We start from the raw sequence: 20,922 nt of genomic DNA on the forward strand, positions 1-20,922 counted from the left end.
CACTAAACGACCGACCCCATCTACCTGGCGCATTGGAATCGGGGTGGAGACAGCCCGGGAAAACTCCGCGGACGGGATGTCGGCGATGTCACGTTATTCAAATCAAACCGGTTGACGGCATTGGCCGGCATCCCGTTCCCCCTCCCATCTCTCCGGCGCGACAGCGTGCGGAGCGAAAGACGTGGCCTATGCGCCCTTCGGCGCGGGAGTCTTGTCCTTGAACTGGCAGATATCCTCGACCGGGCAGCGCCAGCATTCCGGCTTGCGGGCCTTGCACAGATAGCGGCCATGCAGGATCAGCCAGTGATGGGCGCCCTGCCGAAACTCGTCGGGCATGATTTTTTCGAGACGGAGTTCGACGGCCAGCGGGTCTTTGCCGGGCGCCAGTTTCGTCCGGTTGGAGACCCGGAAAATATGGGTGTCGACGGCAATTGTCGGCACGCCGAAGGCCTCATTCATGACCACATTGGCCGTCTTGCGACCGACGCCCGGTAAGGCTTCCAGTGCTGCCTGATCAGCCGGGACCTCGCCACCATGCTGCTCGATCAGCTGCTGCGAGAGCGCGATGACATTCTTGGCCTTGTTGCGGAAGAGCCCGATCGTCTTGATCCGGTCGCGGACATGATCCTCGCCCAGGGCAACCATCTTCTCCGGCGTGTCGGCTTCCTGGAAGAGCAGTCTGGTGGCCTTGTTGACCCCGACATCGGTGGCCTGGGCGGAGAGTGCGACCGCCACCAGGAGCGTGTAGGGATTGGTATAATCCAGCTCGGTCTTTGGATCGGGCCGGTCCTGCGCCAGCCGGGCCATCAGGTCATGCGCCTGTTCGCGATTGAGGCCGCGGGGGGCGCGCTTGGCGCGTTTCTTGGGCTTGGCGGGGCTGGCAGGCATGGTTCGGTCTCCCGAATGGGTCAGGCAGGGCGTGTATCAAGGAACAGCCAAATGGCGATCAAGGCCAGCAGAACGGCCAGTGCGCGCCGGAACAGGCGCGTCCGGTCTGCGTTCGACAACCAGACAGCCGCTCGGGAAGCCAGCGCGACAATGACAAGATGGATGCCTGTCGCGATGCCGACGGAGATGGCTGTCAGACCGACTGCCTGGGGCAGGCTGGGCAGGTCGGGCGAGATATAGTCAGGCAGGACGATGAGGTAGAACAGCCCGGCCTTGGGATTGAGCAGATTGATCATCAGCCCGTCGCGAAAATGGCGGCGCAAGGAGCCGTCCATGCGGGCAGGCGAGCTTTCCCCGGCACTGCGCCAGCCCTCGATCGCCAGCCAGAGCAGGAAGAGCGTCCCACCATAACGCAGCATCTCGAACAGCCAGGGCGATCGGGCGATCAGCGCGGCAAAGCCCAGAGCGGCAAGGAGGCCGAGCAGGGCCAGCCCTGTCGCGACACCCAGGGTCGCCGCCAGGCCGGCGCGACGGCCACGATCCGCACTCAGCACCGCCAGCCAGGCCATGTTCGGGCCGGGGGTCAGCTCGATCACGATGACGGTGAGGATGAAGGCGATGAGAGGGCTTGTGGCGGCGTCCATGGGTCATGGTTAGGCAGAATTGCGCCCGACGTCACCGGGCAAAACGCCGCGTGGAAAATTGTCGGGACCGCCCTATCCTGACGCCCATGAGTGGAGTTGTCGAAACCTGGCCCGCCGAGGCCGCGCCGCCGACGCGTCATGACGGACCGGTATTCATGCAGGCTGAGCTGGCCCCGAACCGCTCCCTGGCCAATCCCGCCTTCATTGCCCTGATGGTGGCGATCAGCGTGATTTCCTTCACTGCCGGGCTTTTTTATCTGAGCCTGGGCGCCTGGCCGGTCCTGCCCTTCTTCGGGCTGGACGTGTTTCTGGTCTGGCTGGCCTTCAAGATCTCCTATCGCGATGGACGGGCCCGCGAATTCGTCCGGGTTGATGCGCGCGATATCGAGGTGGTGAGGCAGCATCCGACGGGTCATCGCCGGCGTTATCGTCTGCCCACGGGCTGGGTGAAGCTGAAGCTTTACGACCCGGACGCCCACCACGCCCAGCTGGCGCTTCATGCGCATGGCCGGGCGCTGGTCCTCGGCCAGTTTCTCAGCCCGTCCGAACGCGGTGAATTCGCGGCCGCGCTGGGGGCAGCGATCGACCGGGCGCGAAAGGCGCCTCTGCCACCGCAAGAACCGGGTGGAGCTGATCCGGCGAGCGCGTAAACTCGCTCTCATGACAGCTGATATCTACACTCTCGACGCTTCCTCCCGCGATTATGACCGTATCGCCGGTGCGCTCGCCTATCTGGGTGATAATTGGCGTGATCATCCCGATCTCGACCGGGCCGCGAAAGCGGCGGGCCTCTCGCCGCACCATTTCCAGCGGGTGTTCACGCGCTGGGTCGGAGTCTCACCGAAGAAATTCGTCGGTGCCCTCGCTCATGATGCGGCTCGAGAAGCCATTGATGACGGGGCTTGCGTGCTCGACGCGGCTTACGAGGCGGGCCTGTCCGGACCGGGGCGTCTGCACGACCTTTTCATTGCCCATGAAGCCATCACGCCGGGCGATGCCCGCCGCCGTGGCGCTGGTTTGCAATTCCATTGGGGCGTGGCGCCCTCGCCCTTCGGTGATGCCGTCCTGCTGATCGCGCCGCGCGGCCTTTCGGCGATGGCCTTTGCCGATCCGGATGTGGAGCGAGGGTTTGCCGATCTTGAGGCGCGTTACCCGGCAGCCGCGTATCAACGCGACGACACGCTTGCCCGGCACTGGGCCGAGCGTATCTTTGCGCCTGGCAGTGCCGAAAAACTGCCCCTCGCGCTCTACGGAACCCCCTGGCAGCGCCAGGTGTGGCGGGCTTTGCTGACCCTGAAACCGGGCGAGACGACGAGCTATAAATCGATTGCCGAGCAGGTGGATTCGCCCAAGGCGTCCCGCGCGGTCGGGGCGGCGGTTGGCGCCAATCCGGTTTCCTGGCTCATCCCGTGCCACCGCGTCCTGGCCTCGAACGGCAAGCTGACCGGCTATCACTGGGGTGTGGAACGCAAGCGCGCCATGCTCGCCTATGAGGCTGCGAGGCGTTAGATTGCAGCCATGAGCAATCCATTTCTCTATGCGGCTGCCGCGGCGCTGATTGCGGCCGCGGCCTTCTTTCTCAGCTGGTTGGCAGCGCGTCGTTCACTGATGGAAGATGCGCGCTCGGAATATGCCGAGCGTTGCGAGAGCAAGCCGGCGACGATCAAGGGCGTGGATGAGCGGACGTTCGAGCGCCTCTATGTCTCGGCCCACGAGCCGCGAGGCGCGCTTTATATCGCGCTGGCACTGGTCGTGGCCGTGGTGATCACGCCGCCGGCCGGGATCGGGCTGATCGCGCTCTGGCCCTATATCGTCATGCTGCTCGATGGCGGGCCTTGGTATGATGTCGGCTACTATCCGTGGATGTTCTACATGTTCTTCGGCCTGTGCGGCTGCTGGGCCTTCGCCGGTGCCGTCGTGGCCCGCATCCACCATGCCCGCACGCCGGAGAATTTCCATCCGGCTCTGGCCCGTGCCCGCGGCGAGCCGCTGGATGATGTTGTCATTCCGCGCAAACGCCCCAAATGGGCCGTGAAAGCCTTGTCCGGTTCGTCCTCCGATACCGCGACGCCGAACGACAACTGACGACCAGGGGAATATCATGCGCTATCTGCACACCATGGTCCGGGTTTCGGACCTGGACGCCAGCCTCCGCTTCTATAGCGAGGGACTCGGCCTGACCGAGATCAGCCGCTTCGACAGCGAAAAGGGCCGCTTCACCCTGATCTTTCTGGCCACGCCGGAAGATGTCGCGGCTGCCGGTTATGAAGGCGGCAAGATTCCCGAGGGCCTGCCCTGCGTCGAGCTGACCCACAACTGGGACCCGGAAACCTATCAGGGCGGCCGGAATTTCGGCCATCTCGCCTATCGCATGGATAATGTCTACGACACCTGCCAGCGCCTGATGGATATGGGCTACACGATCAACCGCCCACCCCGTGACGGCCATATGGCCTTCGTCCGGTCCCCGGACGGTATCTCGGTCGAACTCCTCCAGCGCGGCGACAATCTCCCGGCGCAAGAGCCCTGGGCGTCGATGGAGAATACCGGCAGCTGGTAGGTCCGACTCAGGCCGCCCGGCGCATGTCCTCGTAGCGCTTTCCGGGCTCGTCCTCGAAGCTTTCGGCCAGCACGGTCAGGCGTTCCACGCGATCGGTGCGGAAATGGCGAAAGTCATTGCGCAGCTCACACCAGGCCGAAAGCAGCCAGACGCGGCCGAAACAGGTCAGCGCCAGCGGGCGGATGACGCGCTGTGTCGTATCGTCAGCCAAGGATTGGTAGCGTACTCGCAGCTTGCGCTTGTTGGCGATGGCATTGCGGACCGGGCCAAAGGCTTCCGGACGAACAGTCTCGTCAAGGAAAGCGGCGAAGAGCGGGACATTGCGCAAGCGCTCGCGGTGGGTCTCCGGCAAGGCGTGCTCGATCTTGGCGAGCGCTTCATTGGCGGCCGAGGCGAGATTCTTGTCGCCGGTAGCCTTGACGAGGCGCGCGCCGAGGGCGAGGGCGTCGAGTTGTTCGAAGGAGAAGGTCAACGGTGGCAGGTCAAAGCCGGGTCGCAGGACATAGCCGACCCCGGCTTCGCCATCTATGGGCGCACCGGACCCGATCAGGTGAGCGATGTCGCGATAGATTGTGCGTTCGGAAACTTCGAACTTGTGACCCATCTCATGGGCCGTGACGGCGCCGGGCGCGGCTTCCCGCAGGGCCTGGACAATGCGGATGAGACGTTCGGCGCGGCGCACTGACACCTCCTGTAAAACGCGATGGCGGGATGATGTCAGGGTTTGTGGTATGCGGCAAGTCGCAACGTTTCACGTGCAACACCTCGGCCCGGCGTTCCAATTGGCATGAAGTGTCAGGATGGACGCGAGCTTATCCGACAATATCCTGCATGGAGTAGCGCCCGTTGGCACGACCCTCGCCGTTATTGGTCATCCAACGAATGGCTTCGAGTGCGCCACGCGCAAAAATCGCGCGATCGAGCGCCCGGTGCGAAATGGTGATTTCCTCGAGCTCTGCGAGATAGCGCACCGCGTGCTCGCCTACGACGGATCCGCCGCGACTGACCGCGAAGCCGATCGAGCCGGATTGGCGGGGTCCGGTCGTGCCTTCGCGGCTCCAGGTCGCAATGTCTTCCAGACGCTCACCGCGCGCGTCCGCCGCTGCCCGGGCCAGCATGATGGCGGTTCCGGAGGGTGCGTCGGCCTTGCGCTTGTGATGGGTTTCATGGACCTCGATATCCCATTCCGTTGCCGGCAGGCGCGCGGCTTGGCGGACAAGCGCTTCCGTGACGGCAACCCCAAGCGAAAAATTGCCGGCAGCGAGGAGCGGGATCTTGTCGGCGCAGACGGCTAGGCGGGCCTCTTGATCCCGATTGAAGCCGGTGACGCCGGTAATCAGACCTGGTCCACCAAGGCTGGCCAGGCGTTCCGCGGCGGCGACGGTCATGGCTGGCAAGCTGGCATCGATCACGATATCGGCCTCGTGCACCGCATGTTCCAGTGCGGTCTCGCCGATACAGCCGATCGGCTCACGATCCAGCCAGCTTCCAATATCGACGCCACAGGCGGGCGATTCCGAACGGACGACAGCGCCAGCAAGACTGAATTCGGGCGAGTCGAGCAATGCGCGGCAGATGGCGCTGCCCAGACGACCGGTCGGGCCGAGCACGGTGACGCGAATGGGTGAGGTCAAACCGGAGTTCCTGTGACGAGCTGGTCGGCAATCTTTTCAAAGATATAGGAGCCGAGGATGGGGAGAAGCGGGAGCAGGATATAGAGCGAGAAGCGCGTCGTCACGCCACTGGAAACGGGCCATTCCGAGCGATTATCGATCCAGACTTCATAATCGGTCAGTCCGGCGAGGGCAGAGGCGGCTTCGGCATCACCGGCCAGGGCGCGATCACGAACCCGGTCCATCTCGGCATGGATGCGGGTCAGCTCGGCATGTTTCGCGGCGCAAATCTTCTTGTGGACCGGGTGCACGGCACTGGTAAGCAGGAAAAGCCCACCCAGAACAGACACGGCGACCACCGGCACGGTCATCCAGAGTTGGCTGGCGTCGAAGATTTGCTGTGGGTTGTTCGGGTTTATCAGGAAAAGCAGGAGGATCGCCGCCATGATCATCCAGGAGCGTGCGGCTTTAAGGCCGATCCGCCCAAACACGGCAAGCCGGTCCAGATGGAAGAGATCGACATCCAGATGGCCCCGGATCAGGGCCTTGAGGGCGCCGCTTTCGCGCGCGATGTCAACGCCGGCCCGAAACCCGATTCCGTAGAGCAGGGGTGAGATCACCAGAAACCAGAGACCGACCGAGTTGACGTAGCCGCCAAGGGTGAAGTCGCCCGAAAGCATCATGAAGGCATTGAAGGCAAGGCCAGCGAAGGCTCCGACGGCAAACATGACGAGGTATTGCCGGCGCCAGCGGTCCGGAATGCCGGCATTGAGTGCTTCGACCTCGATTGCGCCGCTGGGTGACAGAGCGGCGATGAGCGGCACTCTTTCCCTTGCCCACATATGGCGACCGGACTCGGTGAAGGCCGTGCCCGCAGTGAAGATGAGGGAGAGAACAAGTGCGATCCAGGCGACCTGGGTCATGACCAGCTCGCCCGTCTCGCTGGCTTCAAAGATCGGAGGTCGCTCGGTCAGCGTCGCAACCGCGAGATAGAAACCGTAGACGATGATCAGGATCAGCGCGGAGGTGCCCACAAACCCCAAGGGTGACAGGGCGTAAAAGCGCACTTCAGCGGGCTGAAAGTGACCGGGTAGCGTCTTGGGAGGCTCCGGCGCGACATGGGAAGGGGCAGGCGACTGGCTCATATCCAGATTGGTAAGCCGTTCCGCCGCGACCTGTCATCCCATTCCGAATGGTTTCGGCTCACATCCGATTTGGATCAGCCGGCATTCGGGCGACCGTCATCCGTGGTGACCTCGTCCCAGAACTGCTTGACCTTGTTAAAGAAACCGGTGCTGTCTGGATTGCAGCTCTCGCCGGAAAGGTCGCAGAATTCCTTGAGGAGCTCTTTCTGGCGGTCGCACAGATTGCGCGGGGTTTCCACGAAAAGCTCGACGATCATGTCGCCGCGCGGGCCGCCGCGGAGTCTCGGCATGCCCTTGCCGCGCATGCGCATGCGTTTGCCGGTTTGGGCGCCTTCGGCGATTTTCATTTCGGCCTTGCCGCCTTCGATGGTCGGGACCTGGATGGTGCAGCCCAGGGCTGCCTGGACCATGGAGGCCGGGGTCCGGCAATAGAGATTGGGTCCGTCGCGCTCGAAAATCTCGTGCGGTTTCACGGAAATGAAGATGTATAGATCGCCCCGCGGGCCGCCACGCGCCCCCGCTTCGCCTTCACCGGCCAGACGGATGCGTGTGCCGTCCTCGACGCCAGCCGGCACCGTGACGTTGAGGGTGCGGGTCTTGCGAACACGTCCAACACCATCACAGTCCTGGCAGGGTGTTTTCACATACTGACCGCGACCGCCGCATTGCGGGCAGGTCTGCTCCATGGTGAAGAAGCCTTGCGAGCGACGGATCCGGCCCGCGCCCTGACAGGTGCCGCAGGTATCCAGCTCCGTGCCCGGCTCATTGCCCTGCCCGTCACAGCGCTCGCAGTGCATCGCGGTGGGAACCTTGATGGTCTCGTCGGCGCCATTGAAGGCGTCTTCCAGCGAGATCTCCATGTCGTAGCGCAGATCGGCGCCGCGAGCCGGGCCGGAATGGCCTCGGCCGCCACGTCGGCCACCCATGCCGCCGCCCATATTGAAGGCTTCGCCAAAGACCTGTTCGAAAATATCGGCAAAATCGGCAGCACCGCCGCCGCCACCGCCGAACGGCCCCTGGCCGCCGCCCATGCCGCCTTGTTCAAACGCGGCATGGCCCATGCGATCATAGGCGGCGCGCTTGTTCGGGTCGGAGAGGACCGACCAGGCCTCGCCCACTTCCTTGAACTTCGCTTCGGCCTCGGCATCGCCGGGATTGCGGTCCGGGTGGAATTTCATGGCCTGTTTGCGATAGGCGCTCTTCAGCGCCTTTTCGTCGGCGCCTTTCTCGACACCCAGGACTTCATAGAAATCACGCTTGCTCATCACTGTTCACCTGTCGGCAGAACCAGAACCGCGTTCTGCCGCATTTGCTGGGCCACTGTGTAGCCGTGTTCAAGACAGAGACCGGCGGCGCCTTCGGTGATGGCGGCTTCATGCCGGGTCTCCAATAGGATCATGGTTGGCCACAAGCTCCGGGGAGCCTCGGCGAAGAAAGCTTTCAGGACCGGGGCTTCATAGCCCTCAATGTCCATTTTCATGACGTCGACGCAGTCGGCTCCGGCCTCAGCGAGGGCCGCCTCGAGCGGTCGCAGACGGATCGCGTCGCCGGTCTCGCTGGCCGAAGCGACATGGACTTCGCCGCGATTGGTCCCAGATTGCACCATGGCCCCCTCACCTTCCTCGGCGCCGAGTGCGTAAGGCAGGACGGTCACGCTATGGGCTTCCGAAACGGCGAGATTAAATTCAAGCCGGCGCCGGTTCTCGATATCAGGTTCGATGGCGATCGCCTTGATGCAACGACACTGCACCGCGGCGTCTGCCAGAACGGAAAGCGTGTAGAGGCCGGCATTGGCTCCGGCATCGACAAAGACAAAGTCGTCATCGATCGGCTTGGCCGCCATGGCTTCACGAATGGCACGGCGTTCGGCGCTGTCCCAGCTCATCGAGCCGGCGAAGACACGCTTCTCGCAGCGATTGTCGCGCAGGTGCACGCGCGCAAACTGGCCAGGGAAGACTTCGATATCTGCGATCTCTCGACCGCCGGACATCAGCGCCCGCCTGACAACAGATTCCGCACTGCGCCGCAGGGCATCGCCCGGCATCGCCATGGGCAGGCGGCGGACGCGCTCGGCGAGGGGCGAAAGAGCGAAAGCTCCAAATGGAGCGGTCAGGGGGTCAGGACGGGTCATGGTCAGGCTCGAAAGGTGAGCCGGGAGGGCAATGGGCCCTCCCGGTCAAACCGGACCTTACGCGTCTTTCTTCTTGTCGTCGTCGACTTCGGAGAATTCCGCATCGACCACATCATCATCGCCTTCGGCATCCGCCTTGGCGTCGCCTTCTGCGGCTTCGGTCTGCTGGGCCGCATACATGGCCTCACCCAGCTTCATGGCTGCCTGGACGAGGGCCTGGGTCTTCTGCTGGATGGCTTCGAGATCCTCGCCATCCTTGACTTCCTTCAGCTCGTTCAGGGCCGTCTCGATGGCATCCTTGTCTTCGCCCGGCACCTTGTCGCCGAACTCCTCGAGCTGCTTCTCGGTCTGGTGGACCATCGCTTCGGCACCATTGCGGGCCTCGACGAGTTCCTTCTTCTGCTTGTCCGCTTCGGCATTGGCCTCGGCGTCCTTGACCATCTGCTCGATATCGTCGTCCGAAAGGCCACCGGAGGCCTGGATGCGGATCTGCTGCTCCTTGCCGGTTGCCTTGTCCTTGGCAGACACATTGACGATGCCGTTGGCGTCGATGTCGAAAGTGACCTCGATCTGCGGCAGGCCGCGTGGTGCCGGCGGGATGCCGACCAGGTCGAACTGGCCAAGCAGCTTGTTGTCGGACGCCATCTCGCGTTCACCCTGGGAAACCCGGATGGTCACGGCGGTCTGGTTGTCATCCGCGGTCGAGAAAGTCTGGGACTTCTTGGTCGGGATGGTCGTGTTGCGGTCGATCAGGCGGGTGAAGACACCACCCAGCGTCTCGATGCCCAGCGAAAGCGGGGTCACGTCGAGAAGCAGGACGTCTTTCACATCACCCTGAAGAACGCCCGCCTGGATGGCAGCACCCATGGCCACGACTTCGTCCGGGTTCACACCCTTGTGCGGGTCCTTGCCGAAGAAGCCCTTCACGGCTTCCTGGACCTTGGGCATGCGCGTCATGCCGCCGACCAGGACGATATCGTCGATGTCAGACGGGCTCAGTCCGGCATCCTTGAGGGCCTTCTTGCAGGGCTCGAGCGTGCGCTTGACCAGGTCCTCGACCAGGGCTTCCAGCTTGGCGCGGGAGAGCTTGATATTGAGGTGCTTCGGGCCCGACGCGTCGGCCGTGATGAAGGGCAGATTCACTTCGTAAGAAGTGGCCGAGGACAGTTCTTTCTTGGCCTTCTCGGCTTCTTCCTTCAGGCGCTGGAGTGCCAGCTTGTCGGACTTCAGGTCGATGCCGTTCTCTTTTTTGAACTCGTCCGCGAGGTATTGAACGATGCGCATGTCGAAGTCTTCACCGCCGAGGAAGGTGTCACCATTGGTGGCCTTCACCTCGAAGACGCCATCGCCGATTTCCAGGATGGAAACGTCGAAGGTACCGCCACCGAGGTCGAAGACGGCAATCGTCTTGTTCTCGCCCTTGTCGAGGCCATAGGCCAAGGCAGCCGCGGTCGGCTCGTTGATGATGCGCAGGACTTCCAGACCGGCAATCTTGCCAGCGTCCTTGGTGGCCTGGCGCTGGGCGTCGTCGAAATAGGCCGGAACCGTGATGACGGCTTTTTCGACCTTCTCGCCAAGATAGCTTTCCGCGGTCTCTTTCATCTTCTGCAGGGTGAAGGCAGAGATTTCCGACGGCGAGTATTTCTTGTCGCGACCCTGGACCCAGGCGTCATTGCTGTCCGACGGGACGATCTTGTAGGGCACCATGTCGATGTCCTTCTTGACCGTCGGGTCGTCCATCATGCGGCCGATCAGGCGCTTGATGGCGAAGAAGGTGTAGTCGGGGTTGGTGACGGCCTGGCGTTTCGCCGGCTGGCCGATCAGGCGCTCGCCATCCTCGGTGAAGGCGACGACGGACGGGGTGGTCCGCACGCCTTCGGAATTCTCGATGACCTTTGCCTGGCCGCTTTCCATTACAGCCACACAGGAATTGGTCGTACCCAGGTCGATGCCGATGACCTTGCTCATTGATCGTCTCTCCGTTTTTTCCAAGCGGGACCCGTCCGGCGAATGTGCGGCCTTCGAAAGAAGCACCCCACACCCCGCTGACTGCCCCCTTCGGGATCGTCATTGATGATACCGGTGTGCCGACACCGGCTTGGTTCAATCCACAGGGTATAACCCTGCGCTTGATGGCGATTTAGGGAGGCGCGGCAGCGAGTGCAAGGCCTGCATCAGGTCCATCGCATATGGGTCATACGCATTTGATATGACTCAGCGCGCGCCGATCCGCACAGACCGGGTGGTCAAGGCAGGGGTCCGCCTCCATCTTTGCGCCATGACTTCGGCCTTCACCATGCCCGACGGTTTCCGATTCCTGCCAGGCAAGCTCTCGCGATCTGAGCAGCAATCCCTGATCGATGCGGTTATTGCGACACAGGAGGCAACGCCTTTCTGGCGGCCTTCCATGCCGCGTACAGGCCAGCCATTGTCAGTCATGATGACGAATTTCGGATCGTTGGGCTGGGTCACCGACAAGGTCGGTGGCTATCGTTACGAGGCCAGACACCCCGAGACCGGCCAGGCTTGGTCGGCCATGCCCGAGGCGTTGACCACGCTGTGGCGCGAGCTGGCGGACTACGCGGTCGACGCCGAAGCCTGTCTTGTCAACTGGTATGCGCCGGACAGCAAGATGGGTCTGCATATCGACTGGGACGAGGAAGCGACAGATGCGGCCGTGGTCTCGATCTCGCTGGGCGACAAGGCGCGCTTTCGCCTCGGCGGACCGAAGCGTGGCGGCAAGACGGCCTCCATGGTGCTCTCCTCCGGCGATGTGGTGGTCCTTGGCGGCGCGGCACGGCGTTGCTATCACGGCGTTGATCGCATTTATCCCGGTACATCCACGCTCTTGCCGCCGGAGCATTTTCCCGGAGGCGGGCGGATCAATCTGACGATGCGCCGGGTGAAGCGTCCCTAGTGGTGTCGGCGCGATGCGTTGCCGATCAAAGCGATGCCATGGTCCGGATTGCAGCCGCCACAATGACCAGCACGAAGACCGGCAACATGACAGGCACGACTTTCAGCGCCCAGCTCTCCGGCAAGATCAGGATGTCCCGGACCCATCGCGGGTCTGTCTTTGCGACGCCGCGCATGCGCCGAGCCAGTGTCTGGAGGATGCAACGCCCGCGATTGAGAACAAGCCCGACAAAGACGCCGAGCGGGGGCAGGAGCGCCCAGAGCGCCCAGATTGCGCCTTGTCCGCTCGCAGCGTACCAGCCCATTGGGAGCAGGCTCGCAAGGCAAACCACGAAGACGATCGTATGGACGAATTGAAGCAGGAAGAGCGGTGACATGTCTCAGGGCTGCTCCGGCAGGCCCGGAGCACCTGTATTGCCATCCACGAGCCGGTTCGGTGCACCATCATCCGGCAGGAAATCCAGCGCCGTCATTGGCAGCGAACGCCCATTGGCCTGGACGATGCGGACATGCTTGCGACCGAGCCGACGCGGCTCTGCTACGCCACAGGAATGGGCGATCATCTCGACATGTTTGCGGACCGTGTCGGCATAGATGGCGACCCGTTGGGCCTTGTCACGCACCACCAGGCCGCGTTGCAGGCTCTTCTTGTGTGTGGTGACGCCGGTCGGGCAGGTATTCTTGTGGCATTTCAGGGCCTGGATACAGCCCAGCGAGAACATGAAACCGCGCCCGCACTGGATGAAATCCGCACCGGCCGCCAGCGCCCAGGCGACGGCGCCCGGCGTCAGCAGCTTGCCCGAGGCGATGACCCGGATCCGGTCTTTCAGTCCATAGCGTTCAAGGATGTCGACCACGATCGGGAGGCTTTCGCGGATGGTGAGCCCGACATTGTCCATCAGCGCCATCGGTGACGCCCCCGTGCCGCCATCCCCGCTGTCGATCGTGAAAAAGTCAGGCGCGCTGTCCGGGCCGCGCCTGGTGATCTCGTGGCACATCTCTTCCAGCCAACCATAGGCGCCGATGACGGCCTTGAAGCCAACCGGCTTGCCGGTAATCTCTCGGATATGGCCGATCATGTCGAGGAGGCCGCCAATATCGTCAAACTCGGGGTGGCGATTGGGCGAAATCGATGCTTGGCCGACCGGGATGCCGCGAATGTCGGCGATGTCACGTGTGACCTTCTCAGCTGGCAAAATGCCGCCCTTGCCCGGCTTGGCGCCCTGGGAGAGTTTGAGCTCGAACATGCGCACCTGCTCGTGCGCGGCGACTTGCCGCAATTTATCGTCGGAAAGGCCGCCTTCGGCATTGCGGACGCCATATTTTGCCGTACCGATCTGGAAAACGATGTCGCAACCGCCTTCGAGATGCATGGGCGACAAGCCGCCCTCGCCGGTATTCATCCAGATGCCGGCCTTTGCGGCGCCACGCGACAGGGCCCGCACCGCGGGTTTTGAAAGCGCGCCATAGCTCATCCCCGAGATGTTGAAGAAGGAGGGCGCGTCATAGGGCGTTCGGGCCTGCGGCCCGATGCGCATGGGCTGGGTTTCAGCCGCATGGTCGTCCAGCAGGGGAAAGGGGCAATTGACGAAGATCGCATTGCCCGGCTTGTCCATCGGCTTGGTAGAGCCGAAGGGAATTGTGCCGCCCTTGCCTTCCGACGACCGATAGACCCAGTCGCGCTCGGCCCGGTTGAAGGGCAATTCCTCGCGATCCATGGCGAAGAAATACTGTCGGAAAAACTCCCCCAGTGTCGTAAAGAGCGAGCGGAAACGCCCGAAAAGCGGATAATTCCGTCGCACCGCATCGCGCGTCTGCGTGATGTCTGCGACATACATGAAGAAGCCGACAAGAACGGCCAGGCCGATCGCGAGAATGAACAATTGGGTCAGGATGTTCATCGCATCCATGGCCCAAGCCGGTAGCATGGACATCATCATCTCCCACATCCGCGCAACACATCATGCCCCGGGATGAGGGCCGAGGCGAGCGCTGGCTTGGGGGGCATCGAAAATGTGTCCGGGCGTGATCCGGTCAGGCCTTCATGTCCAGATTGCCACCGGCCCCACCGGTTCCGCCCGATGCGTCACCATCGCCGGCGGCCGGACCGGATGAGACGGCGACCATCGCGGCCCGCAGGGTGCGGTCTGCGATCACGAAACCGGTCTGCATGACATTGGCAATCTTGCCGGCGCCGTGGTCGGACGGAATCTGTGCAACGGCCTGGTGCTTGTGCGGGTCGAACGTGTCGCCGGGTTGCGGGTCGACTTTTTTCACGCCGTGCCGCTCCATCTTGGAGATCAGCGCCTTTTCGGTCATGGCCACGCCTTCGACCAGGTTTTTCACTGAATCCGGCACATTTGCGAGCGCGTCTTCGTCGGCGGAGGCCATGGCGCGGGCGAGATTGTCGGACACGTCCAGCATGTCCTTGGCAAAGCTGGAGACTGCGTAGCTGCGGGCGTCGGCAACGTCGCGCTCGGCCCGGCGACGCGTATTTTCCGCTTCGGCCAGGGCACGCAGCAGCTTGTCGCGCATGGAATCCAGCTCGGCGGTCAATTTGAGAACCGGATCCAATTCGGTTTCCACTTCGCCTTCGGTCGCGGCTTCGGTTGCAGCGTCCACGGTTTCGTCTTCCGGGGTCTCGATTTCGTTCTGCGGCTTGTTCTCTGTGTCGCTCATCTTGTCTTCACTCTCGCGATCGCGCGCCATCCAGTATCTGACCGACCACACGGGCCGTGTAGTCGACGAGGGGGATAACACGGGCATAGTTCAAACGGGTGGGGCCAATTACACCCAGCGCCCCGATGATTTCCTGTTCGGCATTCATATAGGGAGCCACGATCACACTGGAACCCGACAGACTGAAAAGCGGGTTCTCGGCGCCGATGAAGAGCCGCACGCCTTGGGCATCGCGGGCCTTGTCCAGCAAGGTTATCAGTTCTTCCTTGCGCTCGATATCGTCGAAAAGAAGCCGGATGCGCTCCAGATCACTGGCAGCCTCCAGGCTTTCCAGCAGCCGGGCCTGACCGCGTACGATCAGGGACCGTTCCTGCCCCTTGCCGCCGCTCCAGTCGGCCAGACCCTGTTTGACCAGTCCCTCGGCCGCGCTGTCGAGGGCGGAACGGCGCTCCGCGATTTCAGTCTCGATGGCCTTGCGGGCATCGCTCAGAGTTCGGCCCTTCAGGCGCGTGGACAGGTAGTTGCCAGCCTCGATCAGCGCGGCCGGCGGGATGCCGTCCGGGGTACGCATCAAGCGGTTCTCGACACTGCCATCCTCGAAGACGAGCACGGCCAGCATTTCCACGGCCGAGAGCGGGACAAACTCGACATGGCGCAAGGGGGCTTCCCGCTTTGATGTGACAACCAGGCCCGCCCCGCCCGCCAGTCCGCCGAGCAGCGAGGTCGCTTCGGTCAACAAGTCCTGCGTCGAGCGGCCGGAGACCGAGACCTGGCCTTCGATCGCGCGGCGCTCATCCGCCGACAACTCGCCAACCTGCAGCAAACCGTCCACGAACAGGCGCAAACCGGCATGGGTCGGCATGCGACCGGCGCTGGAATGCGGCGCGCTCAACAGGCCCAGATCAGCGAGATCGGCCATGGTGTTGCGGATGGAGGCCGGTGACAGGGAGAGATTGCCGGTCTGTGACAGGGTGCGAGAGCCGACCGGGTCGCCCGAGCGCAGATAGGCCTCCACGATCTCGCGGAAGATCGTACGCATCCGGTCGTCCAGCGCGGCCAGGGCCGATTGCGGTGCAGCAGGGGTCATGACTCTTCAATTAATCGTGCCCGCCGTCCTGTTCAATGCGCAAGACATTTGGCGGGGTTTGGCGACCAGCCCGCTTGATGCCGGTGGACAACGCCGCTAGGAGCGGGGGCAGGAAGCACCGAGACCGGAGAGACAGATGAGACCGAATGGACGCGCCCGCGACGCAATGCGTGAAATCAGCCTGGAAGCCGGTGCCTCGCTCTATGCGGAAGGCTCCTGTCTCGCGCGCTTTGGCGGCACGCATGTCCTGTGCACGGCCTCGGTGGAAGACAATGTCCCGCCCTGGTTGCGCGGTGGCGGCAAGGGTTGGGTGACAGCGGAATACGGCATGCTGCCGCGCGCCACGCATACGCGTTCGCGCCGCGAGGCCACGGCTGGAAAGCAGTCCGGCCGCACCCAGGAAATCCAGCGCCTGATCGGTCGCTCCCTGCGCGCCGTGGTCGATTTGAAAGCGCTCGGCGAGCGCCAGATCACCATTGATTGCGATGTCCTGCAGGCCGATGGCGGTACCCGCACGGCGGCCATCACCGGTGCGTGGGTCGCGCTGAAACAGGCGATTGGTTATCTGATCGAGGAGGGCGTGCTCACCGTGGATCCGGTCCACGGCCAGCTCGCGGCTATCTCCTGTGGGGTCATCGATGGCGAAACCCGCCTCGACCTCGAATACGAAGAAGACCGCCGGGCCGAGGCCGATGCCAATTTTGTCCTGACGGATAAAGGCGGTATCGTCGAAATTCAGGCGACGGCAGAAGACAAGCCGATCCCGGAGACAGATTTCGACCTCCTCTTCGCCCTCGCCAAGGCCGGTGTGACTGACTTGTGCGCGGCGCAGCTGGCAGCGTTGAAGGCTTAGTCGGAGGCGGGGATGCAGCCCTCAGCGGCTGGAAAGGCTTCAGTCAGCGCTGTTTCGAACGCCATCTCGAAGCCTATGGGGCCGTGGCCTGACACCAGCTCGATAAATCGCCCGGTGGCGCCGTCGGCTTGCAGGCTTTCGATGACAGCCCTGCTGTGCCGGTTGAAGCGAGACTCATAAAGGCCGCTTGCAATCAGTATCTGAAGGTTGGGCCTTGCGGGGCCTGCCTCAAGCGATGGGCGCCACCCAAGCGAGGCGCCGCCTACATGGTCGATCATGTCCGCGTGCAACAAGCCCGTGGAAAGCGCCCAAGCGGCACCGCTCGATGCGCCGAATGTCATGCGGCCCTGTTGATTAGCGCTGCCGCCCCGGGCTACGGCCATCGGCATGAGTTCGTCGATCAGCCAGTCCTGATGGCGGGCAAATGAGTCAGGATGGACGGTCCAGAGATATTCTCGCGAGCGAGCATCCGCTGCGTAGCCAGTGGCGTCCGGCACTAGCGGTGCTCCATGCTGTTCGCCGGGCCAAAGTCCCACCATCAAAACCGGTTGTGTGACGCATTGCGCCGCAAGGGCTTCAGCGATGGGGGCGAGCTCATTGATGCGGCCGCCGTCCGCGACAAAAATGGTTGGCCATCCGGTATCCGGCGGGCTGCCGGACGGGGTGTATATTGTCAGGAAGCGATCGCTGCTGAAGGTCTCGCTGGGGAAGCGCGCATTCTCGATCCGCTCCGGATCGACCTCGCGTCGAGGAGGCGCCGGCCTAGCGGAGGGTCCACGGTAGACCGGTCGATCCAGGAAAGCACCGCCATTGGAGTCAACCGGAGGCAGCGGCCAAAAGGCCAACACCGCCTCGTCAACTCGGTCAAGCTGGTAGCTGGCAGCCCAAAGTCCGGGCGAGTCGAGCAATTCCATGTCGGATTGAAGGGCGCAGCACATCCGCACCGTTTCAACTGTGGCTTCTCGACGTGCCACGACATGGAGCAAGCCGCCGGAAAACCAGAAGGTCTGGTTCGCGTCGCCCAGGCGGAGCTGCGCTTCGCTCGCAGTGATCTGCCCTGTCAGGCGGCAAGCCGGTTCTGCGTCGAGCGTGCAACCCGGGTCGCCGTTCAATGTAAGCGCCGCAGGCTCAGGATCGGGTGCTGACCCGTTTGCCTGCAACAGTGCGATGATCAGCAGGCTCGGCAATGCGAAAGTCATGGTAGCGCCGTTCACAATTCTTGCGTGTTTCCGATCATTCTGACCGTCAAACTGGTCACGGGCAAGCCTTGTTCGCTTGTCAGGCGGGGAAGGAACTCTATTCTGGGCGACTTCGGCACATCATGTCGAAGGAAGAACAGACGGCGGGGGCGCGCTGGGGGGCTGGAAACGGCCCGCACGGCCTCTTTGGGAAGGGGCTACCGTGCAGGCCCACCCCCGCCGTCTGTCCCGTCGGCACAAGGGCCGGCGGTCTTGTGGTGACGATCGCGCCTATTCGGCGGCGTCCTCGTCCTCATCATCAAAACTCAACAGGTCGCCAGGCTGACAACCCAGTTCGCGGCAGAGCGCTTCCAGGGTCGAGAAGCGGACGGCCTTGGCCTTGCCTGTCTTGAGAATGGACAGGTTGGCCATGGTGATGCCGACACGGTCGCAAAGTTCGGTCAGCGACATGCGGCGCTCGAGGAGCATGCGATCAAGAGTGACGCGAATGGGCATGGTGTGCGTCTCCCTAAATCGTCAATTTTTGTTCTTGACGCATCCGCGCGCCTTCGCGGAAGACTTCCGCCAGGACCAGGAGTGCCGCCACGGCAAACCAGGCCCCAAGATCGATATTTGCGGTCGCATTCAGCTCAAGACCGCCGACCACCGGATTGTCCATGTCCAGAAGGGTCAGGATCATGGCAACTGCGCCCTGCGTAAGATGGCGCAGAACCTGGTAGGCCGCGATGGCGATCGCGATCACCCGCAAATGGCCGGCGTTTTCCGGCACGAAGGGATCCCCGGCGATCAGCGTGGCGAAGATCCGGCGCAGACGGTCAATGACCAGAAGGCCGGCGATGATTTCAGCCACCAGGATGGGGTAGACCCAGCCCAGATCGCGGATGGTCCCGAGTAACTCCGTGACAGGCCCGGGCGAATAGCCCAGCCAGTCCATCACCAGGGTGGCACCTGTGGCGATCAGTACGAGGGCGGCAAAACCCAAGAGACCCCAGGCCAGATACCAGACGATATCCAGTATCACCTTCATCACGGATGCCAGTGATCCGCTGCCCAGTGTCTTCATGACCGCCCCTTCCCTTTTAGGCGTCGCACGCGAGATCCGCGGACCTTATTGTGATCCGTCGGATCTCACGCGACTTTTTCCATCATGCTGCAACCGGGGCAATGGCGTAGAACGCGCCGGCGGCAACCGAAACCAGCAATACCAGATTGATGGCGATAGAGCCGATCATCTGCATGCCTGAATTTTTGGACCTGACCATTTTACTGTTTCCTTTGTCTTGTATCTGACCAATTACCGTTGTCATTCATGTTGTTCGGACGACGTTTCCCGTCCTTGTTGTTTATCGATAAACACAAAGTTCGGGGCACGCAAGCGAAAAATATCGTTTTTCGATATGAATTTTTCGAAAGGCGATATGAAACCGGGTCGGAAAGGGGTCGAAATGAGCCAGGAAACCTGGGTCCTCGCGAGCCATAATGCGGGCAAGATCAAGGAGATGGAGCAGATTCTGGCGCCATTTGGAATCGCCCTGAAAAGCGCTCGCGACCTCGATCTGCCTGAACCCGAAGAAACCGAGACGACATTTCGCGGTAATGCGGCGCTGAAGGCCCGAGCGGCCTGTGAGGCGACCGGATTGCCTTGTTTGGCAGATGATTCCGGGCTTTCCGTCGATGCGCTGGGTGGCGATCCGGGCATTTACTCGGCGCGCTGGGCTGGAGAGCCTCGCGACTTCATGCGGGCCATGCAGCGCGTCGAGGGCGCTTTGAACGAGACCGGAGCCTCCGATCGCACGGCGCGCTTTGTCTGCACGATCGCCCTCGCGCGCCCGGGCGAGGGCGTCAGCTTCTTCGAGGGCGAAGTCGTGGGCGATATCGTCTGGCCGCCGCGCGGGCCGGGCGGGTTTGGCTATGACCCGGTCTTCCAGCCACGCGGGCATGACCGCACTTTCGGCGAGATGAGTGCCGACGAGAAACGTCAACTCAGTCACCGGGCGCGGGCGCTGGATGCCATGACCCGGGCCGAGTTCGGTTCGTGACCGGGTCGACAGCTACCAGTTTGGGGCATGCGCTGGGACTGTACCTGCACTGGCCCTATTGCGCGCGGATCTGCCCCTATTGCGATTTCAACGTCTATCGGCCCAAGGGCGATGATGACGCCCTTCTGGACGCCATATTGGCGGACATGGCGGACTGGCGTGTGCGCACGGGTGACCGCCCGCTCGCCAGCCTCCATCTGGGCGGTGGCACGCCGTCCCTGATGACCCCGACCGCGGTGGCGCGCGTTCTCGAGACCGCAGAGCGGCTCTGGGGCTTCACGACAGACATCGAGATCGGGTTGGAAGCCAATCCGAACGACCACGTCCGCTTTGCCGGCCTCGCCGAGGTCGGCGTTCAGCGCCTGTCCCTTGGCGTTCAGAGCTTTGATGACGCCGTGCTGCGCCAGCTTGGGCGTGATCATGACGGCCCGTCTGCCCGTTCAGCCATAGAATCCGCGCTTGCGGCTTTTGGTCGGGTCTCCGTCGACATGATCTATGCCTGGGCCGGGCAGGATCTGGCGGCCTGGTCCCGCGATCTGGGTGAGGCGCTGGCGAGCGGGGCCAGCCATGTTTCGGCCTACCAGCTCACGATCGAAGCCGGGACCGCTTTCGGCAAGCGCAGCGCGCGTGGTGAAACGCTCGCGGTCGATGGTGACAGTGCGGCTGATCTCTATGAGGCGACCCAGGCTCTGTGCGACGCGGCGGGTTTTCCGGCCTACGAAATTTCCAACCATGCGCGGACGCCGCAGGATCGCTCGACGCACAACAGGCTCTATTGGGAGGGTGGCGACTGGATTGGTGTCGGGCCCGGAGCACACGGCCGTTTGGGCCATTCGGCCAAGGGTGGGCGTTTCGCGACAACGGCCTGTCGGCGACCTGCCGATTACATCCGGTCCGTTCAGGAAAGTGGGTCAGGTCTCGCGGCGGACGGGACCGAGCGGCTGACGGCCCAGGACGATCTGGTCGAACGCGCCTTCCTTGGCCTGCGCATTATTGAAGGTCTCGATCTCGCCCACGTCACAGCCAGTACGGGGTGTGTGCTCGACGCCGCCGGTATCACGCAAATGATCGAAGCCGGCATGCTCGAGCAGGACGGGTTACGATTGCGGCTGAGCGCCAGAGGGCGCTTGCTCGCCGACCGGGTCACGCGGGAGATTTTGCCGTAGGG

General features: G+C 62.9%; 23 protein-coding genes. 8 read left to right on the forward strand and 15 right to left on the reverse strand.

The window, feature by feature from the left end:
* Positions 1–186: 186 nt before the first annotated feature.
* Positions 187–888, reverse strand: coding sequence for an endonuclease III (gene nth / locus Q0X62_RS11555; protein WP_297735760.1), 702 nt, complete (start codon positions 886–888; stop codon positions 187–189).
* Positions 889–908: 20 nt separating this feature from the next.
* Entirely contained in the window at positions 909–1,532 is a 624-nt protein-coding gene (locus Q0X62_RS11560; protein ID WP_297735763.1) for a LysE family translocator, read from the reverse strand.
* An 86-nt stretch (positions 1,533–1,618) separates the two neighbouring features.
* Between Q0X62_RS11560 and Q0X62_RS11565 the strand changes: the two genes are divergently transcribed.
* The 4 genes from Q0X62_RS11565 to Q0X62_RS11580 are packed head-to-tail and all read left to right on the forward strand — an operon-like array spanning position 1,619 to position 4,092.
* Complete coding sequence (locus tag Q0X62_RS11565; RefSeq protein ID WP_297735767.1) at positions 1,619–2,182, forward strand: DUF2244 domain-containing protein; 564 nt, start codon at positions 1,619–1,621, stop codon at positions 2,180–2,182.
* A 10-nt stretch (positions 2,183–2,192) separates the two neighbouring features.
* Complete coding sequence (locus tag Q0X62_RS11570; RefSeq protein WP_297735770.1) at positions 2,193–3,041, forward strand: bifunctional helix-turn-helix domain-containing protein/methylated-DNA--[protein]-cysteine S-methyltransferase; 849 nt, start codon at positions 2,193–2,195, stop codon at positions 3,039–3,041.
* A 9-nt stretch (positions 3,042–3,050) separates the two neighbouring features.
* The gene (locus Q0X62_RS11575; RefSeq protein WP_297735774.1) at positions 3,051–3,617 is read left to right on the forward strand and encodes a hypothetical protein; all 567 of its coding nucleotides are present in this window, start codon (positions 3,051–3,053) and stop codon (positions 3,615–3,617) included.
* Between the two features lie 16 nt (positions 3,618–3,633).
* On the forward strand, positions 3,634–4,092 hold the full coding sequence (locus Q0X62_RS11580; protein ID WP_297735777.1) for a VOC family protein: 459 nt from the start codon (positions 3,634–3,636) through the stop codon (positions 4,090–4,092).
* Between the two features lie 7 nt (positions 4,093–4,099).
* Here Q0X62_RS11580 and Q0X62_RS11585 read toward each other — a convergent pair whose 3' ends face one another.
* The 6 genes from Q0X62_RS11585 to dnaK form a co-directional block, all read right to left on the reverse strand.
* The gene (locus tag Q0X62_RS11585; protein ID WP_297735782.1) at positions 4,100–4,774 is read right to left on the reverse strand and encodes a YafY family protein; all 675 of its coding nucleotides are present in this window, start codon (positions 4,772–4,774) and stop codon (positions 4,100–4,102) included.
* A gap of 130 nt (positions 4,775–4,904) precedes the next feature.
* Positions 4,905–5,726, reverse strand: coding sequence for a 4-hydroxy-tetrahydrodipicolinate reductase (dapB, locus tag Q0X62_RS11590; RefSeq protein WP_297735784.1), 822 nt, complete (start codon positions 5,724–5,726; stop codon positions 4,905–4,907).
* Positions 5,723–6,850 (reverse strand): hypothetical protein, encoded by a 1,128-nt coding sequence (locus tag Q0X62_RS11595; protein WP_297735787.1) that lies wholly within the window; start codon positions 6,848–6,850, stop codon positions 5,723–5,725. The genes dapB and Q0X62_RS11595 overlap by 4 nt, the downstream gene beginning before the upstream one ends.
* Positions 6,851–6,924: 74 nt before the next feature.
* Complete coding sequence (dnaJ, locus tag Q0X62_RS11600; protein ID WP_297735790.1) at positions 6,925–8,115, reverse strand: molecular chaperone DnaJ; 1,191 nt, start codon at positions 8,113–8,115, stop codon at positions 6,925–6,927.
* Entirely contained in the window at positions 8,115–8,981 is an 867-nt protein-coding gene (locus Q0X62_RS11605; RefSeq protein WP_297735793.1) for an FkbM family methyltransferase, read from the reverse strand. The genes dnaJ and Q0X62_RS11605 overlap by 1 nt, the downstream gene beginning before the upstream one ends.
* A 57-nt stretch (positions 8,982–9,038) precedes the next feature.
* Positions 9,039–10,949, reverse strand: coding sequence for a molecular chaperone DnaK (dnaK, locus tag Q0X62_RS11610; RefSeq protein WP_297735796.1), 1,911 nt, complete (start codon positions 10,947–10,949; stop codon positions 9,039–9,041).
* A 310-nt stretch (positions 10,950–11,259) separates the two neighbouring features.
* On the opposite strand from dnaK, the gene Q0X62_RS11615 reads away from it, so the two are divergent.
* A complete protein-coding gene (locus Q0X62_RS11615; RefSeq protein WP_366946152.1) occupies positions 11,260–11,898 on the forward strand; it encodes an alpha-ketoglutarate-dependent dioxygenase AlkB in 639 nt (212 codons plus the stop codon).
* A 25-nt stretch (positions 11,899–11,923) separates the two neighbouring features.
* On the opposite strand, the gene Q0X62_RS11620 is transcribed toward Q0X62_RS11615, so the two are convergent.
* From Q0X62_RS11620 to hrcA, 4 genes are all read right to left on the reverse strand, one after another.
* Positions 11,924–12,274: a hypothetical protein gene (locus Q0X62_RS11620; protein WP_297735800.1), complete on the reverse strand. Its 351-nt coding sequence runs from the start codon at positions 12,272–12,274 to the stop codon at positions 11,924–11,926.
* A gap of 3 nt (positions 12,275–12,277) precedes the next feature.
* Complete coding sequence (locus tag Q0X62_RS11625; RefSeq protein WP_366946153.1) at positions 12,278–13,825, reverse strand: FMN-binding glutamate synthase family protein; 1,548 nt, start codon at positions 13,823–13,825, stop codon at positions 12,278–12,280.
* A 106-nt stretch (positions 13,826–13,931) separates the two neighbouring features.
* Entirely contained in the window at positions 13,932–14,576 is a 645-nt protein-coding gene (grpE, locus tag Q0X62_RS11630) for a nucleotide exchange factor GrpE (protein ID WP_297735804.1), read from the reverse strand.
* 7 nt (positions 14,577–14,583) lie between these two features.
* A complete protein-coding gene (gene hrcA, locus Q0X62_RS11635; RefSeq protein WP_297735806.1) occupies positions 14,584–15,663 on the reverse strand; it encodes a heat-inducible transcriptional repressor HrcA in 1,080 nt (359 codons plus the stop codon).
* 136 nt (positions 15,664–15,799) lie between these two features.
* Between hrcA and rph the strand changes: the two genes are divergently transcribed.
* Complete coding sequence (gene rph, locus Q0X62_RS11640; RefSeq protein ID WP_297735808.1) at positions 15,800–16,516, forward strand: ribonuclease PH; 717 nt, start codon at positions 15,800–15,802, stop codon at positions 16,514–16,516.
* On the opposite strand, the gene Q0X62_RS11645 is transcribed toward rph, so the two are convergent.
* The 3 genes from Q0X62_RS11645 to Q0X62_RS11655 all read right to left on the reverse strand — a co-directional run bounded on the left by Q0X62_RS11645 (position 16,513) and on the right by Q0X62_RS11655 (position 18,778).
* Positions 16,513–17,715: an alpha/beta hydrolase-fold protein gene (locus tag Q0X62_RS11645; RefSeq protein ID WP_297735810.1), complete on the reverse strand. Its 1,203-nt coding sequence runs from the start codon at positions 17,713–17,715 to the stop codon at positions 16,513–16,515. The genes rph and Q0X62_RS11645 overlap by 4 nt on opposite strands.
* Before the next feature lie 270 nt (positions 17,716–17,985).
* Positions 17,986–18,210 carry a helix-turn-helix transcriptional regulator gene (locus Q0X62_RS11650; protein ID WP_295691156.1) on the reverse strand — a complete coding sequence of 75 codons (225 nt, stop codon included), beginning with the start codon at positions 18,208–18,210 and terminating at the stop codon, positions 17,986–17,988.
* A gap of 13 nt (positions 18,211–18,223) precedes the next feature.
* The gene (locus Q0X62_RS11655) at positions 18,224–18,778 is read right to left on the reverse strand and encodes a DUF2975 domain-containing protein (RefSeq protein WP_297735813.1); all 555 of its coding nucleotides are present in this window, start codon (positions 18,776–18,778) and stop codon (positions 18,224–18,226) included.
* A gap of 382 nt (positions 18,779–19,160) precedes the next feature.
* On the opposite strand from Q0X62_RS11655, the gene rdgB reads away from it, so the two are divergent.
* Positions 19,161–19,754 (forward strand): RdgB/HAM1 family non-canonical purine NTP pyrophosphatase, encoded by a 594-nt coding sequence (gene rdgB, locus Q0X62_RS11660; protein WP_297735815.1) that lies wholly within the window; start codon positions 19,161–19,163, stop codon positions 19,752–19,754.
* Complete coding sequence (hemW, locus tag Q0X62_RS11665; RefSeq protein ID WP_297735817.1) at positions 19,751–20,920, forward strand: radical SAM family heme chaperone HemW; 1,170 nt, start codon at positions 19,751–19,753, stop codon at positions 20,918–20,920. Before rdgB ends, hemW begins: the two co-directional genes overlap by 4 nt.
* Positions 20,921–20,922: the final 2 nt, after the last annotated feature.

Source organism: uncultured Maricaulis sp., from assembly GCF_947259345.1.
In the GTDB taxonomy this organism is placed as follows: domain Bacteria; phylum Pseudomonadota; class Alphaproteobacteria; order Caulobacterales; family Maricaulaceae; genus Maricaulis.

What these genes read in the sequence shown, in the direction of transcription:
- Q0X62_RS11565 (WP_297735767.1), top strand. Translation starts at nt 1,619, where the DNA reads ATGAGTGGAGTTGTCGAAACCTGGCCCGCCGAGGCCGCGCCGCCGACG.
- Q0X62_RS11615 (WP_366946152.1), top strand. Translation starts at nt 11,260, where the DNA reads ATGACTTCGGCCTTCACCATGCCCGACGGTTTCCGATTCCTGCCAGGC.
- Q0X62_RS11560 (WP_297735763.1), bottom strand. Translation starts at nt 1,532, where the DNA reads ATGGACGCCGCCACAAGCCCTCTCATCGCCTTCATCCTCACCGTCATC.
- Q0X62_RS11645 (WP_297735810.1), bottom strand. Translation starts at nt 17,715, where the DNA reads ATGACTTTCGCATTGCCGAGCCTGCTGATCATCGCACTGTTGCAGGCA.
- Q0X62_RS11575 (WP_297735774.1), top strand. Translation starts at nt 3,051, where the DNA reads ATGAGCAATCCATTTCTCTATGCGGCTGCCGCGGCGCTGATTGCGGCC.
- Q0X62_RS11655 (WP_297735813.1), bottom strand. Translation starts at nt 18,778, where the DNA reads ATGAAGACACTGGGCAGCGGATCACTGGCATCCGTGATGAAGGTGATA.
- dnaJ (WP_297735790.1), bottom strand. Translation starts at nt 8,115, where the DNA reads ATGAGCAAGCGTGATTTCTATGAAGTCCTGGGTGTCGAGAAAGGCGCC.
- Q0X62_RS11570 (WP_297735770.1), top strand. Translation starts at nt 2,193, where the DNA reads ATGACAGCTGATATCTACACTCTCGACGCTTCCTCCCGCGATTATGAC.
- rph (WP_297735808.1), top strand. Translation starts at nt 15,800, where the DNA reads ATGAGACCGAATGGACGCGCCCGCGACGCAATGCGTGAAATCAGCCTG.
- Q0X62_RS11580 (WP_297735777.1), top strand. Translation starts at nt 3,634, where the DNA reads ATGCGCTATCTGCACACCATGGTCCGGGTTTCGGACCTGGACGCCAGC.
- rdgB (WP_297735815.1), top strand. Translation starts at nt 19,161, where the DNA reads ATGAGCCAGGAAACCTGGGTCCTCGCGAGCCATAATGCGGGCAAGATC.
- Q0X62_RS11650 (WP_295691156.1), bottom strand. Translation starts at nt 18,210, where the DNA reads ATGCCCATTCGCGTCACTCTTGATCGCATGCTCCTCGAGCGCCGCATG.
- Q0X62_RS11595 (WP_297735787.1), bottom strand. Translation starts at nt 6,850, where the DNA reads ATGAGCCAGTCGCCTGCCCCTTCCCATGTCGCGCCGGAGCCTCCCAAG.
- grpE (WP_297735804.1), bottom strand. Translation starts at nt 14,576, where the DNA reads ATGAGCGACACAGAGAACAAGCCGCAGAACGAAATCGAGACCCCGGAA.
- dnaK (WP_297735796.1), bottom strand. Translation starts at nt 10,949, where the DNA reads ATGAGCAAGGTCATCGGCATCGACCTGGGTACGACCAATTCCTGTGTG.
- hrcA (WP_297735806.1), bottom strand. Translation starts at nt 15,663, where the DNA reads ATGACCCCTGCTGCACCGCAATCGGCCCTGGCCGCGCTGGACGACCGG.
- Q0X62_RS11620 (WP_297735800.1), bottom strand. Translation starts at nt 12,274, where the DNA reads ATGTCACCGCTCTTCCTGCTTCAATTCGTCCATACGATCGTCTTCGTG.
- Q0X62_RS11625 (WP_366946153.1), bottom strand. Translation starts at nt 13,825, where the DNA reads ATGCTACCGGCTTGGGCCATGGATGCGATGAACATCCTGACCCAATTG.
- Q0X62_RS11605 (WP_297735793.1), bottom strand. Translation starts at nt 8,981, where the DNA reads ATGACCCGTCCTGACCCCCTGACCGCTCCATTTGGAGCTTTCGCTCTT.
- nth (WP_297735760.1), bottom strand. Translation starts at nt 888, where the DNA reads ATGCCTGCCAGCCCCGCCAAGCCCAAGAAACGCGCCAAGCGCGCCCCC.